Source organism: Mariniflexile fucanivorans (assembly GCF_004341235.1).
Classification (GTDB): domain Bacteria; phylum Bacteroidota; class Bacteroidia; order Flavobacteriales; family Flavobacteriaceae; genus Mariniflexile; species Mariniflexile fucanivorans.
Genome location: NZ_SLUP01000003.1, coordinates 233,425 through 252,850 on the forward strand (window position 1 = coordinate 233,425; position 19,426 = coordinate 252,850).

At 34.0% G+C, this 19,426-nt stretch carries 11 protein-coding genes; all 11 read right to left on the reverse strand.

Features of this window, described 5'->3' with window-relative positions; translation table 11 throughout:
- Positions 1–42: 42 nt before the first annotated feature.
- The 11 genes from bglX to EV196_RS07775 all read right to left on the reverse strand — a co-directional run bounded on the left by bglX (position 43) and on the right by EV196_RS07775 (position 19,419).
- Positions 43–2,367 (reverse strand): beta-glucosidase BglX, encoded by a 2,325-nt coding sequence (gene bglX, locus EV196_RS07730; protein WP_132217046.1) that lies wholly within the window; start codon positions 2,365–2,367, stop codon positions 43–45.
- Between the two features lie 82 nt (positions 2,368–2,449).
- On the reverse strand, positions 2,450–3,928 hold the full coding sequence (locus tag EV196_RS07735; protein ID WP_132217048.1) for a sulfatase family protein: 1,479 nt from the start codon (positions 3,926–3,928) through the stop codon (positions 2,450–2,452).
- 285 nt (positions 3,929–4,213) lie between these two features.
- Positions 4,214–4,975: an endonuclease/exonuclease/phosphatase family protein gene (locus EV196_RS07740; RefSeq protein ID WP_243652203.1), complete on the reverse strand. Its 762-nt coding sequence runs from the start codon at positions 4,973–4,975 to the stop codon at positions 4,214–4,216.
- Between the two features lie 126 nt (positions 4,976–5,101).
- Positions 5,102–5,869: a glycoside hydrolase family 16 protein gene (locus tag EV196_RS20035; protein ID WP_243652217.1), complete on the reverse strand. Its 768-nt coding sequence runs from the start codon at positions 5,867–5,869 to the stop codon at positions 5,102–5,104.
- Between the two features lie 13 nt (positions 5,870–5,882).
- Positions 5,883–6,710 carry a glycerophosphodiester phosphodiesterase family protein gene (locus tag EV196_RS20040; protein WP_243652204.1) on the reverse strand — a complete coding sequence of 276 codons (828 nt, stop codon included), beginning with the start codon at positions 6,708–6,710 and terminating at the stop codon, positions 5,883–5,885.
- A 121-nt stretch (positions 6,711–6,831) separates the two neighbouring features.
- A complete protein-coding gene (locus tag EV196_RS07750) occupies positions 6,832–8,457 on the reverse strand; it encodes a RagB/SusD family nutrient uptake outer membrane protein (protein WP_132217052.1) in 1,626 nt (541 codons plus the stop codon).
- A gap of 17 nt (positions 8,458–8,474) precedes the next feature.
- Entirely contained in the window at positions 8,475–11,468 is a 2,994-nt protein-coding gene (locus EV196_RS07755; RefSeq protein ID WP_243652205.1) for a SusC/RagA family TonB-linked outer membrane protein, read from the reverse strand.
- A gap of 293 nt (positions 11,469–11,761) precedes the next feature.
- A complete protein-coding gene (locus EV196_RS07760) occupies positions 11,762–14,539 on the reverse strand; it encodes a triple tyrosine motif-containing protein (protein ID WP_132217054.1) in 2,778 nt (925 codons plus the stop codon).
- A 408-nt stretch (positions 14,540–14,947) separates the two neighbouring features.
- Positions 14,948–16,456, reverse strand: a complete 1,509-nt coding sequence (locus tag EV196_RS07765) for a sulfatase (protein ID WP_132217056.1) — start codon at positions 16,454–16,456, stop codon at positions 14,948–14,950.
- Between the two features lie 15 nt (positions 16,457–16,471).
- The gene (locus EV196_RS07770; protein ID WP_207902826.1) at positions 16,472–17,773 is read right to left on the reverse strand and encodes a DUF6786 family protein; all 1,302 of its coding nucleotides are present in this window, start codon (positions 17,771–17,773) and stop codon (positions 16,472–16,474) included.
- An 8-nt stretch (positions 17,774–17,781) separates the two neighbouring features.
- Positions 17,782–19,419 (reverse strand): sulfatase family protein, encoded by a 1,638-nt coding sequence (locus EV196_RS07775; RefSeq protein ID WP_207902827.1) that lies wholly within the window; start codon positions 19,417–19,419, stop codon positions 17,782–17,784.
- Positions 19,420–19,426: the final 7 nt, after the last annotated feature.

Below are 19,426 nucleotides of genomic sequence, written 5' to 3' on the forward strand. Positions count from 1 at the left end.
TTTATTTTCTTTAGTTACAAGTTGATTAACTATTAAATATTTTTATTCGGTTACCATGAACGATGCTTTTAAAGTGGCATTGGAATCGCCTCCAACCCATAAATTAAAATCGCCCGGTTCCACTTCCCATTTTTTATTAACGGTATAAAACTGAAGCATTTCAGCATTTATAATAAAGTGAATCGTTTTGGTTTCACCTGCTTTTATCATTGTTTTTTTGAAACCTTTCAACTCTTTAACGGGACGGGTTAAACTACCAACTAAATCTCTAATATAAAGCTGAATAACTTCTTCGCCGTCTCTAGTTCCTATATTTGAAACTTCAACAGATACTTTTATGTTGCCATTTTTTGGCATATCATTTTTATCTAATTTCAAATTTTTATATTCGAAAGTAGTATAACTCAATCCGAAACCAAAAGGATATAATGCGGTTTTTGGAGTGTCTATATACCCTGAATATGTCACATGTTTTAAGTTATATGGCCTTCCCGTATTTTTTTGGTTGTAATACAACGGTTCTTGTCCCACGTTATGAGGGAAGGAAACTGGCAATTTTCCAGATGGATTGTAGTCACCAAATAACACATCGGCCATGGCATTACCAGATTCTGAGCCTAAAAACCAACATTCTAAAATGGAAGGTACATGGTTGGATGCCCACGAAATATCCATAGGTCTTCCGTTCATTAAAACAATTACGATATTTTTATTCACTTTGTAAATAGCTTCTAATAATTGTTGTTGAACACCCAAAAACCCGATATTAGTTTGACTTCGCCCTTCGCCTGTTTGGTAAGCATCTTCTCCAATAGCCAACAAAACAACCTCAGCTTTTTTAGCAGCTTCAACAGCCGCAGAAATTCCAGAAGTATCCCTATCATTAAATTTTAAAGGATGTGAAAATTGATTATCTCCAGGTTTTACAGTTGGGATGGTTAAGTCGGCTCCCTTTTCATAATAAATTTTAGTGTTTTTACCAACTGTACTTTTTACACCTTCCAAAAGTGATACTGCGGAGTTATAGGTACCTTTGGCTCTCCAATTTCCAAGAGGTGCATCTTTGTTATCGGCAAGAGGCCCAATAACGGCAATACTTTTTATGTTTTTAGAAAGTGGCAATAACTCGGTTTCATTCTTAAGTAAAACAATGGATTTTTTTGCCCCATCACGAGCAATGGCTAAATGTTCTTTAGTGTAAACGTCGTTTTTTTCTCTTTCTTCATCACAATATTTATATGGATCATCAAACAGACCCAATTCAAATTTCAATCTCAAAACACGTTTAACGGCATCGTCCAACTGTGCCATGGTTATTTTATTCTCGGTTAATAAGGTTTCCAAATGTGCTTCATAGGCATACGATTCCATATCCATATCGCTCCCTGCATTCAATGCTATTTCACTGGCATGTTTTTTATCTATGGCATAACCATGTGCCTCCATTTCACCAATGGAACCCCAGTCGGACACCACCAGACCATTCCAACCCCAATCGCCTTTTAAAACATCTCTTTGCAACATTTTATTTCCTGTTGAAGGAATCCCGTCAATTTCGTTAAATGAATTCATAAACGTTGCTACACCCGCTTTAGCCGCCGCTTTAAAAGGTGGTAAAATGGTGTTGTGCAATTCGTATTCTCCAATATTTACGGTGTTGTAATCTCTTCCTGCTTCCGCAAAACCATAACCTGCAAAATGTTTAGCACATGCAGCAATGGTATTTAATTGTGCCAAATCATCGCCTTGAAAACCTTGTATACGCGCAACACCTATAACGGAATTCAGATAAGGATCTTCGCCTGCACCTTCCATAATTCGCCCCCAACGTGCATCTCTAGAAACATCTATCATAGGAGCAAACGTCCAATTAATTCCAGAAGCCGCTGTTTCCTTTGCCGCTATAGATGCCGTTTTTTTTATAAGATCTAAATCCCAACTCGCACTTTCTCCCAATGGAATTGGAAAAATGGTTTTATAACCGTGAATCACATCATAAGCAAAAACTAATGGAATTTTTAATCGAGAATGGTCCATAACTATTTTTTGAGTTTCCCGAATCGTTGCTACCGAAGTGATATTTAACATGGAGCCTACTTCCCCTTTTTTTAATTTGTCTAACTTATATTGATCCCCTTTAGATGATGAAGGCCCTGTTGCATTCCACTTGCCACTGTATTGTACCAATTGTCCAACTTTTTCATTTACATCCATGAGTGCTAAAACAGAATCTACTTTTCGTTCTATTCTTGCATCTAATTCATTGATTGGATTCGCATGTTTTTCATCAATTATAAACTTTTTAAAGCTATATAAAAAAACAGCAATTAGTAGAATTGGAATGATTGATAAGGTTTGTTTTTTCATGTTTTGATATCTATTTTTTCGACGATTATTTGGTATATCCATATAATCATTTCGTTGGGCATCGGGTTTTAGTTATAGATATTTAATAGTTGCCAATATTAGAAGTACACCAATTTTGGTATGCAGCTTCCAATTCTTTTACTTTTTCTGGATTTTGGGTTGACAAATCAATTCTTTCACCAGGATCGTCTTCTAAATTGAATAATTTCAATGAAAAATCATCTCTTATTGGTTTAATGTATAAGTTACTCGGTCTGCTTTTCCAATGTTCTTCATTGGTGTTTGTTAATTTCCAATCGCCTTTTCTAACCGCCCATGTTTTTTGCCATTTCCAAACTAAAACTCTTTCTTTTTCGGGTTGAAACAAATTGATGCCATCAATGGTTTTATCTGTTAATTCTATGCCTACGAATGATGCGATGGTTGGCAAAATATCCATGGCAGAAACATAAGAATTTTGCACTTGACCCGCTGCAATTTTACCAGGCCAACTTATAGCCATGGGTACGCGAATTCCGCCTTCCCAAATCGAATATTTGCCAGCAGTAAGCGGACTATTATTCGCCCCATTTAAAGGCGTTCCACCATTATCAGACATGAATATAATTAGCGTTTCTTTTTCTATTCCTTCCTTTTTAATAGAAGCTAAAACTTTTCCAATATTATCATCTAAGCAATTTAAATTTGCTAAATAGTATTTTCTTAAATCTTCATCTTGAATAGCTCCTAAACGTGAATATTTATCATAATAAGCCGAATATGACCCCGCAGGATGTTTTCCAAAAGTCTCTAAACTATCCGGATGGTAATTATTAATAGGTTTCACATCATATTTGTCTAAATATTTCTGAGGAACTTCATGTATTAAATGGTGCACCGAATTATAAGCCAAGGTTAAGAAAAAAGGTTTGCCCTTCGGTTTTTGGATGTATTGAATCGCTTCATCCGTTAAAATATCGGTTAAGTAGCCCTCATTATAACTTTTCACGCCATTATTATGCATTAATGGTCCTAAAACGGCACTTGTTCCTTCAGGATCTGGCGTTTTATCTTTTATTTCCTGCGAAAGCAACCAATAATCATGCGCATGGGCGCTAAAACCTAAAAACTCGTCGTAACCATGTTTTAAAGGATATTCCCGAACATCATATTTATGAAAATTTTTCCCTAAATCATTCTTCCCAATTCTTGCGGTTGCATAACCAGCTGCTTTTAAATATTCGGCAATGGTTTTAACCGAATCTGGCAATCCAGGACCCCAACTAGCCTGTTTATCCCATCTAATTTGGTTTTTTCCCGTAAGCATAGCCACACGCGAAGGGCTACAAACAGGCGCCGTAGTATAAGCTTGTGTAAAAATAGTGCCCGTTTTTGCTAAAGTGCCCATATTGGGGGTTTCTGCTGTTACATCGTGGTTTTTAAACGGTTCAAAATCGGCGTACCCTTGGTCGTCCACAACAATTAAAAGAATATTAGGTGATTGCTCTTTTTTAACAGTTGGCACATTGTTTTTACAAGAAAACAAACCAAAAAACAGGATTAAAATAATAGTGTTTTTCATGTTTAAATATTTTTAAATCAATAATTTTTTTGGCGTTACCCTTCGGGTCGGGCTTTACGCTACAAGTTCTCGCTCCCCCGAAACGTCGGGGTCGCTGTGGGCTTTTCGCTGCAATCCCTAACGCGGGTTACCAGCTGTTATTTAGACTAAAACCAAGTCTGTTTTGTACCATATGGATACATTATAAAATGTCTTTTTAAGAATCACTTCGACAAGCTCTGTGTGACATATAGTTCTTCATGTGTGTTTTATTAAATGAAAACTATTTTTCATAGTTAAACAATTCTACTTCCAAGTAAATTCAACATACACAGGAAAATGGTCCGATGGGTATTTCAAATCATCGGAATCGCTTAAAACCGCCTGTTTATTTACCTTAAGATTATCCGTTTTCGAAATAAAAATATAATCTATCTTTCTAGTTACGGGCTCATTAAATTTAAAACCGTTAAACGTTCCGTTAGGTCCAAAAGTTAATTCTGCCACCGTTTCGGTATTCAACATACTTTCAGATAAATTTTTAATCAATAAACTATTCGGCTCCACATTAAAATCGCCCATTAAAATCACAGGGTAATTTTTAGTATTCACTTCCGCCATTTTTTTCTGAATTAGTTTTATGGCGTTTAGTTTTGATTGTTCACCAACATGGTCTAAATGTGTATTAAATACCCATACTTTTTTTGAAGTTTTTAAATCTGTAAATAAGCCGTAGGTACAAATTCTGGGCAAGGCAGCATCCCAACCGGTTGATACTTTTTCAGGAGTTTCCGAAAGCCAAAACGTATTTTCTTTTTCTACTTTAAACTTTTTGGTGTTATAAAAAATTGATGAGTGCTCACCTTCGCTACCACCATCTCTACCTAAACCAATAACTTGATACGTTTTTAGCAATGTTTTTAAATCTGCCATTTGGTTAGGTTTTGCTTCTTGTACCCCTAAAATATCTGGGCTAAAAAACAACACTTGAGAAGTTAAAAAACCTTTTCTGTGAGTCCACGCATTTTCGCCATCAGATTCAACATCCAACCGGATGTTATAAGTCATAGCACTAAAATTTTGACTTTTACAACTCGTGAAATTGAGCAGTACCATTAGTAATAGTAGGGTATAATGTTTCATATATATGTTTTTATTTTCCTTCATTTAAGTTGATCATAGCATATTCTTATTTTATATTTTTTGAAAAACCCGAACATAATCGACAACCATTTGTTGCGGAAAAACGCTATTATCAATACCCTTCTTTCCTCCCAACATACCACCAACTGCCACATTTAGTATTAAATGGAATTTTTGGTCGAAAGGCCATTCTGCAGTTGTTTTATGTTCGTTTTCTATATGATTGTAAACTACATCGTCTAATATAAAATCCATTTTTTCAGGCGTCCATTCCAAAGCAAATACATGAAAACTATGATAAGGTTTTTCAATAAAAACCTTTTTACCTCTTTCAGTATTTATGGTATGATTGTAAGCTTTGGTGTGAATGGTTCCAAATATAGAATCCGGATTAAAACCTACGTGCTCCATAATATCAATTTCGCCACTTTCTGGCCATCCTACTTGCTTTCTGTTTTCACCCAACATCCAAATGGCGGGCCATAAACCAACCCCTTTTGGTAGTTTCGCTTTTACTTCTATACGACCGTATTTCCATGAAGCTAACCCTTCTGTTTTTATTCTTGCTGACGTATATTGAGCCGTATCAATTTCAGCGCTATATTTTATCCCGCTTTTGTTTTTTAAAGCCTCGCTTTTAAAATCTTTATTTGCTATTTTTTCTTTGTGCGCTTCAATAATTAAATGTCCGTTTTCTACTCTGGCATTATTTAAATTATTGGTATAATATTGTTTTTCGTTATTGGCTATAAAACCATAATCGTAAGTCCATTTGCTGCTGTCTGGAGATCCTTTATAATTAAATTCATCACTCCACACCAATTTGTAATCATTAATTATTCTGCTTTTTTTTTATTCTTTCAAATAAAAGTTCTGGATGATCTGTTGTAATGAAATCGAAGTCATTGGCAAGTAACCAATCCATATCCTCGGTGGTATTAGCTGTCCATGCATTTAGTAATAACCCTTGTCTTTTAGCGCTTTCTATCCATTGCGGATTTATTTTTAATTTATACACTAAATAATCTAAACCCGAAATACCATCTTGTTTTAATTGATCTGGCGTTTTAGAACCATCTAAATATTGTGTTTTAGCATAAGGATCTATTTCTTTTACTTTTTTTAGAATATCGTAACCAAAACTTATATATGTTAAAATATAAGGTTCGGCCTTTAATTCTTTAACTAATTTGACAATGTTTTCTGCTATAATAATACCACGCCCTTCTATTTTTGAAGGCTTTATTTCGCAAACCAATCCTGTACTGGTATTATTTTCCATGCCTGCAAGTAGATATTGTTTAAATGTAGGCAAGGTTTCTCCATTATCAAGTTTTTGTTTAGATAACTCTGCATAGGTGTTTGTTTCAATATCAACACCTTTAAAATCGGCATCGTGGGTTACAATAAGTATGTTATCTGATGTCATTCTAACATCAAATTCAGAGCCTACGCATTTCAATTCAATAGCATGTTTTAAAGATGCAATAGAATTTTGTGGTAAAACATTCGCTTTCCACGCACCACGATGTGCTACTACAACATTATCTGCAAACGTTATTTTTTTGCTTACATCGGCTGTTTTGCAAGCACTGAAGCAAAATAATAGACATACTATTAACAAAAAATACATGTTTTTAAATGTGAATTTACTAGGCATTATATTGGGTATTAAATTGACAACTTTTTAAAAATATTTAAATCTAGGGGCAAATAAATTGCCCTTAGATTTAAAACCACTAAACAACTAAACTAATTTTTTAAAATTATTTTATTGGTGACTATTCTGGATATCCATCATTTTGAGGATAGTTTGGACCTAATAAGTTTAACTCTGCAATTGGTATAGGCCAATTTTCAAGATGTGGTTCAACCCTATCACGTGCTTGACTATTTGAAAGATCATTACCCGCATAATTTTTAATTTGGTCATAATATTTACCAATACGCTTTATGAAGTAAAAACGTTGACCTTCAAACGCTAATTCTCTAGCTCTTTCATCCATAATTGCCTGCATATCTACAGCTGCAGTTCTTGGAGCTGCTTTAGCTCTTGTTCTTATGGCATTTAAATAGCCTAATGATTTCGTAGGATTAGTCGCCATATAAGCTTCCGCAGCAATTAAATAAGTTTCTGCTAATCTATAAACCATAACATTAGAAATCATACTTGCCTCAGATGGGTCCCCATCTTCTTGACGAAATTTAATACAACCTGGATTTAAATTTCTATAAAACAGATTTCTTTCTGCTGTTTTTTGGGCGGCAGTACCTGTAGTTGGAAATTCGCTAGGATATGTTACTGGATCTCCAACATTTTTTCCTGCGGGTAAATTATCAACATCGTTATATCGATATGTTGTGATGTAGTAATTTCCATCGTCTCTATCATCATTTGGATCTTCTTTCAATAAATTACGTAAGTATTGATTCATCGTTAAAGTTCCTAAACCTCTTCCTCCATTTTCAATGGATAATTTAAGTCCTGGCAAATCATTATATCTAGGTAATAAATGAAAGTTCATTAAATTCTTTGATCCACCACCAATTGCTTCATCTTTAAATTGCACAACAAATAGACTTTCTTTATGATTTAAATCTCCATCAAAAACAGCACCTGTTGAAGTTAATAATCCATAATTAGGGTTATTAATTACCTCATCACAATGAAAAGCTGCAACATCTGGTTTTTCCTCCCACATAGCCACTTTAGCTTTTAAATGATGCGCCGAAGCTTTTGTCCAGCGTCCAAATTGAGTTGTAGTCCAATCTAAATTTGCAATAGCATCATCCAAATCGTTGTTTAAAAGATTAAAAATTTCCGTTTCAGATGCTTTGTTATCTGGTTTGTCGAAGGCATTTTCTGGAGTAGTAGGAGTCGTTGTTATAAAAATATTATTAAACATTCTATACAAGGTAAAATAAGAATGCGCTCTCCAACACTTAGCTTCTCCTAATATTCTGTTTTTAGTAGCTTCGTCAGTAAATTCAACATTATCTGCAGCTTCAATAATTGCATTACTGCGATCTATAATTCTATAATAATATTTCCAATAATGATCTGTTTTTACAGTTCCATAACTAGTTTGTAGTACTCCCCAACCCAAACGGGCAAAAAATGAAAGATGACCACTAGTGTAACCCAAAACTAAATCTGATCTAGATTGAGGTACTAATGCTTCTGCATCATTTTCCATTGCTCCTTTTGTATAAATATCTCTATTAATAGTATACAATCCTACCACAGCATTTTCCAAGCCTTCTTGGGAGTTATATAGAAAATCTACAGAAATATCAGATTTTAATTCATCTTCAAGATATTCTTCACAAGACGAAATAACTAAGAATAATGCCAGCATAAGCAATATAGCATATCTTATTTTAAAATACTTTTTTATATTTTTCATAATTTATTTTATTTTTATTAAATACCTACTTTTACTCCTACCGTTAAGCCTTTTGTGTCTGGAAAAGACCCAGGGTTAATCTCTGGACTGTATGACTTATAATCTGTTAATGTAAACAGGTTTGTGCCAGTTGCATACACATTTAAACTTCTTATGCCTAATTTAGTTAAAAGGTCCGAAGGAAAATTATAGCCTAGGGACAAGGTTCGCAACCTTACATAAGAGGCATCTGCAACCCCTAACACATCAAGAAATGGATCTGCTGCTACGTTTGGTCTAGGATATTTATTTGATGGATTTTCAGGTGTATAATAATCCACTTTTATACCATTAGATATGCCTTGTAATCCTGCACCACTATTTGACTCGCCTTGATATGGATTAAACCTTGTAGAACCGTGATCTATATATAAATCTGCATAAAGTTCAAAACCTTTATACTCTAAGGTTGTGTTTACAGAACCATACCAATCTGGATTTTCGTCGATTATTACCAAATCCTCTTGTCCAATATTAAGCACATCAGGATCTGTATCTGTAATATTTACTACTTTAATAAAACCTGGTTGCGCTGTTGGTTGCGCAGAATTTGCAATATCATCCCCTTCTTGCCAAATACCATCAAAAATTTCAGTTCTAATTATATCTATGGACTCTCCAATAAATAATTTATCATTAACAAAATCCAATGGTACACCATTTTCATCCACACTACCATCTAAAGATAGAATTTTGTTACTATTGGTAGACCAATTTACACCTACAGACCAATTTAAGTCTTGATTTCTTATGATTTTAGCATTTAAAGAAACTTCAACTCCTTTATTTTCAACTTCACCAATATTAAATCGTGTTACTGTATAACCTGAAGTTCCTGATAGATCTCTATCAAACAATAAATCCGTTGTATTCGCTTTGTAGTATTCAACTGTACCTGTTAATCTATTTTTAATTAAACCAAAGTCTAAACCTAGATTTAATGATGTGGTGGTTTCCCATTTAAGATTAGGGTTTGGCAACCTATCAATACCAGAAAAGCCACCAACTGTAGTACCTCCAAAAACATAAGGTAAAGCTCCTGCAACACCTAAAGATTGAAAAGGCTCAATACCTTCATTACCTGTATCACCATAACTCACTCTAAATTTCATTTGGTTGACTACTTGAGAATTTTTCAAAAAAGATTCTTCGTGCATTTTCCAAGCAAATGCTGCTGCTGGAAAATAACCCCATTTATTGTTTTCAGCAAATACTGTTGATCCATCTGCTCTAGCTGTGAATGTAAACAAATATTTGTCGAACAAATTATATCTAACCCTTCCCAAAAATGAAACTAGCTTTCTTTCTTCTACATCTCTAACTGGCTCACCAACTACGGCGGTAGCATCTCCATTATACCCCAATGCATCGTTAGCAAATCCAGACTTAACTATTTGTGTTGCTTCTGTACTTCGTTCATTTATTGCATGTACAAAAGTAAAATCCAATACATGGTTTTGATTTATTTTAGGTTTGTAATCGACAATATTTTCTATAAGCTGCTCTTTATAATTTTCAGATCGTAAAGTTGCCAATCCATTCACATCACCATCTCCAGAACTGTGTAAACTTGTTCTATACACGCCTCTATCTGCATTTCTATTTCTTAAAAATGTATTTAATTTATAAGAAAGTGAAGGTGTAATTTGATAATTGGCTACAAGATTAATATCTGTTAATCGTGTTTTAATCTCATCTACAGATTCTCTAATATTCCATAAAGGATTAAAACGTGTTGTAGTAGGTCCAAATGGTAATTTAAGTAAATCTCCATTCGCGTCATAAGCTTGTGCCAGGGGTGATATATTAATAAAATCTATAGAATTACTTTCCCTATCTTGATTACTCGTTTGGAAATTAACATTGGCTTGCATACTCAATTTATCAGTGATTTTTTGATCAATATTCGTTCTAAAGGTTCCACGATCGAAACCAGAAGAAGGAATTAACCCATCTTGCTTAAAATATGTTAAACTAGAGAAAACTTTTGTTTGTTCACTACCTCCAGATACATTTAAGGAATGACTTGTAAGCAAGGCATCTCTTAACATTACATCTTCCCAATCTGTATAATTTCCATTTTGTATAGTTTCTAACTCAAGAGATTCAAAAATTTCAGGGTCGGTTAAGTAAACACCACCATTAGCTGTTCTATTAGCTTCTCTACGCAATTGGGCAAATTCTTCTCCATCATACACATCAAAATTTCTTGTTAAAGTTTGTATAGTGGTGTAGCCATGATAGTTTACGTTAATTTTACCCTCTTTACCACGTTTAGTTGTAATTAAGATAACACCATTGGATGCTCTAGAACCATAAATAGCTTGAGATGAAGCATCTTTTAATATCTCTATAGATGTAATATCTTCTGGAGCAACATCGTTAATGCTATCATAAGGAATACCATCTACAATAATTAAAGGATCATTACCCGCATCTAAAGACGTTTTACCTCTAATCACAATGTTAGAATCTCCACCCGGTCTCGCATCCGAAAGGTTTACTTGTACCCCCGCAGCTCTACCTCTTAGCATTTCAGATACATTAGTTGTTGGTATAGCTGTAGCCTCTTCAATATCAACACTTGTAACAGCTCCTACAACATCACTCTTTTTAACAGAACCATAACCTACAACCACAATCTCATCAAGCGTGCTTGCATCGGCCGTTAATGAAACAGTTATTGTGTTAGAAGTTATTGCTACATCTTTAGTTTTGTAGCCTAAATAGGAAACCGTTAATGTTGTTTGATTGCTGTTTACAGACAATGAAAATTTTCCATCAAAATCTGTTGATGCACCATTAGTTGTTCCTTTAACTATTACTGATGCTCCAGGTAAGGGCATATTATCTTCTGCAGATAACACCGTTCCTGTAATAGTTTTTGATTGTGCCATCGCTACAGCCGAGACTAGCAAAAACAATAAAGGAATTAGGATTTTAATTTTTTGATTAAATAGTTTTAGTTTCATTTTTAGTTAATTTAAGTTTAGTTTCAAAAGTATACTTACACTTGATTTTACGATTTACTTTAAAATTAAGTATTTGTAAACTTAACCTCTAAAAATGAGAATTCCTTAAAAATAACCTCGATAAAAAACGAACATCATAATTTATTGAGCAAAAACTCTTGATTATTAAGTTATAAGCCTTGTCAACACTGTAAAGTTTAAGTTTCAACAATCTGTTTAAAATTACCTAAAATATATTGTATTTTAACTCTTGTCGTGGTAATGTCGTGGTAAATTAAGACTTTGTAGTGTTACTAGAAGTTTAAGATATAGTTAACTAGCCCACTATCGTGTTCTAAGTCTAATTTCTTTCTTAATCTGTAGCGTTTGGTCTCCACGCTTTTTACAGAGATATTAAGCAGAGGTGCCATTTCTTTTGAGGAAAGGTTTAACCTTAAATATGCACAAAAACGTAAGTCGTTGGGCGTTAAATCTGGGTGAGCGTGTTTTATTTTGTCTAAGAAGTCTTTGTCTGCATTATTAAAAGCTTGTTCAAAAAACGACCAGTCTTTTGCGTCGTTTAGGTTACTATCTATAAGCTTTAAAGCTGTATTATTATTGGTTTGCTTTGTTTTCTTTAACTCTTTTTTTATACTGTGTAATACTTCGTTCTTTTTTATGATACTCATGGTTGAAATGGCAAGCTCTCTATTTTTACTTTCAATATCCTGATTTAGCTTTTCATTTTTTATGTTAGTAATTAATTGTTCATGTTCTAATTGTTTGTGCGCGTGCAATTTTTTATAGTGCTTTTTATAAATTTTATGCATCATAAATGAAAAAGCAAATAACAAAAACAAATACAGTGATATGGCAACATTTGATAGTAACCAAGGTCTATTTATTTTAAAATCGTAACTTATCATATTACTTGATAATTGATTTCCTATTTTTGCTCGAATATTCAGGGTATAATCTCCAAAAGGTAAATTTTCAAATATAAGTTCAGATTTACTATGCCATTCACTCCATTCATTATACCATCCATTAAGCTTATATTGATACTGCACTATGTCATATTTATTATAAACAGGTACACTGTAATTAAAAATTATGGAGTTATTTTTATATTCAAATTCGCCAGGTTTTTGAGCATCGATAGCCAAATTACCCTTGCCAACTGTATTCAACTCGATAGAGTTTAAAACTAAATTATGGTTATTGGTTTTATTTAATTCGGAAATATCCAACGTAAGATAACCATCTGTAACCCCTATAAGGTATTTGTCATTTTGTAGACGCGAAATATTCTCATACCCAACTTGCCCTTTCCTTAAGTAATAAGGAATGGCTACCCTATTTATTTTTAATTGATTTGTTAAATGGTTTATGTCAACATAAGATATATTGTCGTTAGAAAATGCCCATAGTTTTTGAGTATCATCTACAACTAGTTTGCCTGATGCATATTCCGATTTTGTTACTATAGAGCTAATAAGAGTATCTTTAACAAAACCATTTTTTTTACTATCATAGCCAAATACACCTTCTTTATAAGCATATAAAACTCTATTTTTGTATTTTATTAAACTTGAATTTTTACCAACCGAAACTGTAGTATCTGTATAAATATTTTTTACGACTTTGAAATCTTCATCTATTTTAAGTTTTAAAAGACCTTTATAACCATGACTTACCCACACCTCATTATTATTTACAATTTCAAAATAACGTGCGGAATTGTCGAATCCTTTAATTTTATTTTTAAGTTCCCAATGTCCTTGATTTTTAACTAAAACATTCAGTCCATTATAGTTTCCTTCTAAAAGCATGTTTTCTTTATTAGGAATGGGTTTAAAACTCCAAGTTCCCGGCGTGTTGGTAACCAAAACGGCATTATCATTATTAATTACAAATGTTCCGGAATGGTGCCCGCAAAACAATTCGTTATTAAACTGAAATAAAGTCCAAACCTGTCCAGATGTACCATTAATAAATTTAAATGCTTCTTGTGAAAATGCTTTTTTATAAAACAACCCTTGATTGGTACCCAAATACAAAATATCATTAAAAACAATAGACGCATATACGGTACCTATTTTTCCTTCATCATCATTAAAAACCCTAATGGGCGACTTTATATTAATGCAGTTAATACCATTATCTAACCCAGCCCATACATTGGCGTCGATATCTTCAAAAACAGATAATACGGTGTTATTGTCAAGCCCGTTACTCCTATCTAGTTCAAACTCAATATTACCGGTTTCACTTAAATAAATAATCCCATTTTTTATGGTTCCGATAACGAAACTTTTATCTTTAAGTTGAATACTGTTAAAAATATTCATTTTTTTTAAAGCTTCATTTGCTGGAATATTCCATTCGGATAATTTATTATTGATGAAGGTATAAAAACCCAATCCGCGTGTTTGAATTAATAACCCATCATTCATTTGAAACATGTTAACTACCTTATCGTTCTCAAAAATGACATTATCAACTATTAATTTTGGTTTTCCAGCTTCAACTTTATAAATTCCTTCATGGTTCACATGGTAATAAATAACGTCTTTAATATTAAAAACTCTTGAAATACCATTTTTAGAGTTTATAATTTTACTAGCTCCACTCACTGGGTTGTAGAAATAAATTCTATTGAACGATTGAAATAAAATCCAGTCATCATAAGTAATGATATTCCAGATATGTTCATCTTCAACCATCGATTCCTCAAATTTAGGAACCAAAGATTTGTAATGTAGCTTCCCAAACACATCGCGTTCCCAAAAGCCAAATTCCATGTAACAACCAGTGTATATTCGGTTTTCAATAGCGTTAACAGCCCTGATAATTGTATTGTTTGGAGAAGGATACATGGTCCACTTCGCACCGTTATATTCTAAAAGACCCTCATTATTAGCCACATAAATAAATTTATTGGGTGCTTGGGAAATCATCCAATTTTGATTTTCTCCATCATAATCTGTTGGAGAAAACTTCTGTATTGGAGGTAATTCTTGTGCTAATAAATTATTAAATATGAATAACAAAAGAAGATAACATAAAGCTATGTGAGCATTACTTTTCATAAAAATTACGCCTTTTATATAAACTTTTAAGATTATGACAATTTAAGAAGATTTACAATAACATTCGGTATAATGTACAATCTGTTGACCTCTAAGTGATTCTAATTGATATTTTATTATTTCAAACACCATATAAAAATAAAAAAACACTGATAATTGTGAGATTAACAGTGTTTTTTATTAAATCTAAAAGTATTTATACGATATGACAGATCCCTTAATTGTTTCTTTATTTCATGATAAAAGTTAATTTATGCAACTTTAAATCTCGAAACTTTTTGTCCAGTTTAATATTGAAAGCAAAACATAAACAATAGTAAAATTACTAACTAGACATTTAAAACATATAGCTTCTTTTGGTAAAACCCATTAATAGATTTTCTTGATAATTTCAAATTAATTTTTTTGTTAAAATGACAATACAGATGCCTTTGGAAGTGGTACCTTATTGTTTTTTCGCCATGTAACAAGTTCATCTAATAATTTAGAAGTTATCTCTGAATTTTCATCTGCAACATTGTACGCTTCTTTTAAATCTTTTTCTAGATTATACAGTTCTATTTTTCCATCATTTAAAAACTGAATTAGTTTCCATTCACCTTTTCTGATGATAGAACATGGCGGATTTTTATAGGTACTGGCAACATGCCAAAAAAGCGCCCGCTCTTTAAACGTTTTGTTTTCTAATAGAGGTACTAAACTTTCACCATCCAATTTCCCTTTATAATCATTTATTTGGGCTAACTCCAAAAATGTTGGAAAATAATCCATGCCGCAAATAGGGGTTTCTGAATTTCCAGCTGTAATTTTCCCTTTCCAATTTACAAAAGCAGGCACACGAATACCGCCTTCGTAAACGGTTCCTTTCTCTCCTCGAAGCGTATTGGTATTACTTGTTAACCCATTAAATCCGTTATCTGATGTGAATATGATAATCGTATTTTCACGTAATCCTTCCTTATCCAGGTAATCGAAAATACGCTTCACATTTTCATCTATGGAGGCAATCATGGTAGCGTAACCTGCAATTTCTTCCAGATTATCCGCTCCTTGACCTGTTACGGAATCTGGAGTTTTCTTCATGAATTTTTGAAACCATTCCTCGTTCCTTGGAACGGTTGGGCGATGTGGTGCATAATAATGAAGGTTTACAAAAAAGGGGTCGTTTTTATTTCGATTTATAAAATCTATCGCCTCATCGGTTAATCTGTCGGTAAGCCATTCATCCCCTTCTTTATCTTCAATAAATGGATTTTTAAATGGCGCTTTGTATCCACCACTTTCCGAATTATAACCTTCTTTATATCCTCTCGCAGGATCGCCCCACCAAGTCCCTCCTACATTTTCATCAAATCCTTTGGCTATTGGGTAATATTTTTGGATCTCTGGAGTCAAATGATGCTCCAACCAATCCAAGTTTCCGTTAGCAGGTTGTTTCAAAGGCTTTTCAAACGGATAATTTACTTCTTGTTTTGGATGGGGTCCCACCAGATGCCATTTTCCAATATGTATTGATTTATAGCCTGCTTTTTTTAAAGGTTCAGCATACATAGTATGTTCCAAACCAACACTCCAGCGTGAAAAAATATTATGTTTACTATCTCCTTTTTCTAAAACTGGCACCGTATAAACGTCTGTTCTAAAGGATTGTTTTCCAGTCATTAAAGCAGCCCTAGACGGTGAACAAGTTGGATACATATAGGCATTGGTAAATACTAAACTTTCTTCCGCTAACTTATCTAAGTTTTTCGTTTCAAACCAGTTGCTGCCCATAAACCCAACATCTTGCCAACCCAGATCATCAGCCATAATGAAAACGATATTAGGCCTGTTTTCCTTGATTTGTTGGGATTTACAGCCAAAAACTGAAAAAAGACTAAAACCAAATAAACCTATGGTTTTAATAAGACTTGGCATGGTATTATTCTCGTTTTAATTAAATGCGTTTTTTATGTCTTCAGCCGTTACTCCAAATAATTCCATTATAATAGGGTTTAAACTAGTAGCATCTCCTTCAATATGACAGGTTAATTGAATATGTGTTCCACTTTGCCCAGGTTTTAAGGCCATGGCTGGCGATGATGTTTCTAGTTCGTAAAATGGCCCAAGTGGTTTTTCTCCTGGCTTCGGCGCACCATCATTATAGGCATTTATCACATCGCCTTCAAAAGGGTTTTTCTGGATTTCCCACATAGAATTCACATAATCGGTTACATTTTCTGGTTTGTTGTATTTTACAATGGTTAAAACGCCATTTTCAGAATCATAAGAACCAGCAATATTTTTAGCACGCATAGGTGACAATCCTATTTTACTTCGGTATTCACCATCACCCTTAAAATAGATTACCTTATCGGTCACTACCAAACGATCGGATGGCACTTTTCCAAAATATGCATCATTCACAACAGCACCTAACTCAGCTTCATCACCTTGAATATAAGGGACTAAAATAGTGGTATGAGGCGAATGATTAAACATACCTAACATCCAAATGGACAACAATCCTGTTTCTTTTTTCCAGTCCGTTTTTCCAGCATTGGTAATGGTGTTTTTGGTTTGGTAAGCGACTGTTTTTATTTCATCGGAAAGTGAACTCAACCCTAACTCTTTTTTAATTTCCTCTTTTGAAAGTATAGAAACTTCACGCTCAAGTCCCATATCAAACTGAAAACCAGAATAATTAGCTAATGATGCTTGTTTTGTGAATACTGCTTTATTTGAAGAAACACTTTTCACCTCGAAAGGTTCTAAATCGATAAGATTAGGAGTATACCAATCATCTAAAGTAAATTCTGCTCCTTTTTTGAAGAAGATTGAGTATTGTCCGCCTTCTGGTCCTAGCCAAAATCGTTCTTCACCTCCAAACACATTTATATGCTCTTGAACTTCTTTTAATTTGAATAATTCTCTATTTATCCAACCGTAACTTCTTCCATTTGCACCATAAGCACTACTGGTCATGACCCTACCCTGCAAAGCTGCAGAAACAGCTACTTTTGAATTGTTTGATGCATCAGTAAGTTGAATCAAATCGATATAATTTTGCATAAAACTAACATCATCTGCATAGGTTTTGACGTTTCCCTTTTCATGGGTATTACTTAGTGAATCTATGGAGTTGTTTTCGTTTTTCATTTGAGATTTCTTTTTAGAATTACATGATAAAGTTAATAAAATGGAGCAAATAAGAACTCCTAGTTTGTATATGGTAAATGATTGCTGATTTTTCATAACTTAAATTATTTTTTAGGTGTTTTTTCTGTTTTTGGTCTATAACTTTCTAAAATGGTTTCCATTTCTTTTACTACTTCTGGATATTTCGTATAAACGTTTGTTATTTGATATTTATCTTCTTCCAAATTGTAAAGTTGTGCTTTTGGGGCATCTTTCTTTATTTTACCGTTTTCAATATCGCTATTAACACCTCCAATAAATGCTACAGCAGGCGCACCACCCCATGCATGTTGTTCAGGTTTTGAACCTGTAAATCCGCCGCTGCCTTGAGCTGGAATATACATCCATTTTCCTTTACGAAGTGATAAATGCGACTCTCTATAGGCTGCCAATACTACCTCATTCCGAATAGGTTTTTCGGGATTACCCGTCAATGCTGGCAATATATTAACACTATCAGTATGTTCCAAATTGTTTGTGTTTTGTCCTGTAAGCGCCATAAATGTAGCTAACATATCCACATTGCAAATCAATTGATTGGATACTGTTCCCGCTTCAATTTTACCGGGCCATTTTGCTATAAAAGGCACGCGGTGACCGCCTTCCCAAACACCGAACTTAAAGCCTAATAAATCGCCATTAATTTTGTGTCCCGCTTTTACGGCGTTACGACCACCAAGATTCAACATCGCGCCATTATCACTGGTAAAAATAATTAAAGTATTTTCTGCTACGCCTTGTTTTTCTAATGTGGAAGTAACCTGTCCTACCATCCAGTCTAATTCTTGAATAAAATCGCCATACAATTCCGCATCACTTTTCCCTTGAAAATTGCTTCCTGGTGTAAAGGGATGATGTATATGTGTGGTTGCCAAATATAAAAAGAAAGGGTTTTGTTTTTCTTTCTTTGATTTTTTAGCCGTTTTTGCCGTAATCCAATCTACTGCCTTTCCTGCCAATACGGTTCCTACGGTATAATCGTTGTAAATTTTATGAGCAGCAACAGCTCCTTTAAACATATTAACTGTTCTTTGTGAAGCTTCTGGCGGAATTGGAGTTATAGGAGTCACTACTTCGGGCTTTCCTTTTCCTACGTACACCAAAGGATCGTTTGGATCACCTCCAACTACATGTGTGTTTTCTACATATACGTAAGGCGGTGCACTATTAACGACAGGGACTCCGAAGTAGTAATCAAAACCTAAATCGTTGGGACCGGGACTCAATGGCTGTTTCCAATCATTTCTTCCTGTTTTAAAACCAAGATGCCATTTGCCTAAAGCTGCTGTTGCATAACCGCTATTTTTTAACACATCGGCAATGGTGAGTTGGTCTGTTTTTAAAAGCAATTCCGATTCTACGGGTGCAGGTCCCCAAATTCCTTTTCCGTTGTTTCCGCGAAATGGATATTGCCCGGTCATGGTAGCATAACGTGAGGGCGTACAAACCGCCGAAGCCGAATGCGCATCGGTAAATATTTTTCCTTCAGTTGCTAATTTGTCAATATTGGGAGTTTTTACTTTTGTTGCTCCGTAGCAGCCAATGTCACCGTAGCCCAAATCATCGACTAAAATGTAAACGACGTTGGGTTTATCTTGGGAAGAAAGTGTTAGGTTACTCCCACAACAAGACAATATAAAGACCAGTATTTTAACCGTTTTTGATAGTTTAGATTTTAGTTTCATCTTTCTTTTAGTTTTCATTATTAAA

What these genes read in the sequence shown, in the direction of transcription:
- bglX (WP_132217046.1), bottom strand. Translation starts at nt 2,367, where the DNA reads ATGAAAAAACAAACCTTATCAATCATTCCAATTCTACTAATTGCTGTT.
- EV196_RS07735 (WP_132217048.1), bottom strand. Translation starts at nt 3,928, where the DNA reads ATGAAAAACACTATTATTTTAATCCTGTTTTTTGGTTTGTTTTCTTGT.
- EV196_RS07740 (WP_243652203.1), bottom strand. Translation starts at nt 4,975, where the DNA reads ATGACTTATAACATCCGGTTGGATGTTGAATCTGATGGCGAAAATGCG.
- EV196_RS20040 (WP_243652204.1), bottom strand. Translation starts at nt 6,710, where the DNA reads ATGCCTAGTAAATTCACATTTAAAAACATGTATTTTTTGTTAATAGTA.
- EV196_RS07750 (WP_132217052.1), bottom strand. Translation starts at nt 8,457, where the DNA reads ATGAAAAATATAAAAAAGTATTTTAAAATAAGATATGCTATATTGCTT.
- EV196_RS07755 (WP_243652205.1), bottom strand. Translation starts at nt 11,468, where the DNA reads ATGAAACTAAAACTATTTAATCAAAAAATTAAAATCCTAATTCCTTTA.
- EV196_RS07760 (WP_132217054.1), bottom strand. Translation starts at nt 14,539, where the DNA reads ATGAAAAGTAATGCTCACATAGCTTTATGTTATCTTCTTTTGTTATTC.
- EV196_RS07765 (WP_132217056.1), bottom strand. Translation starts at nt 16,456, where the DNA reads ATGCCAAGTCTTATTAAAACCATAGGTTTATTTGGTTTTAGTCTTTTT.
- EV196_RS07770 (WP_207902826.1), bottom strand. Translation starts at nt 17,773, where the DNA reads ATGAAAAATCAGCAATCATTTACCATATACAAACTAGGAGTTCTTATT.
- EV196_RS07775 (WP_207902827.1), bottom strand. Translation starts at nt 19,419, where the DNA reads ATGAAAACTAAAAGAAAGATGAAACTAAAATCTAAACTATCAAAAACG.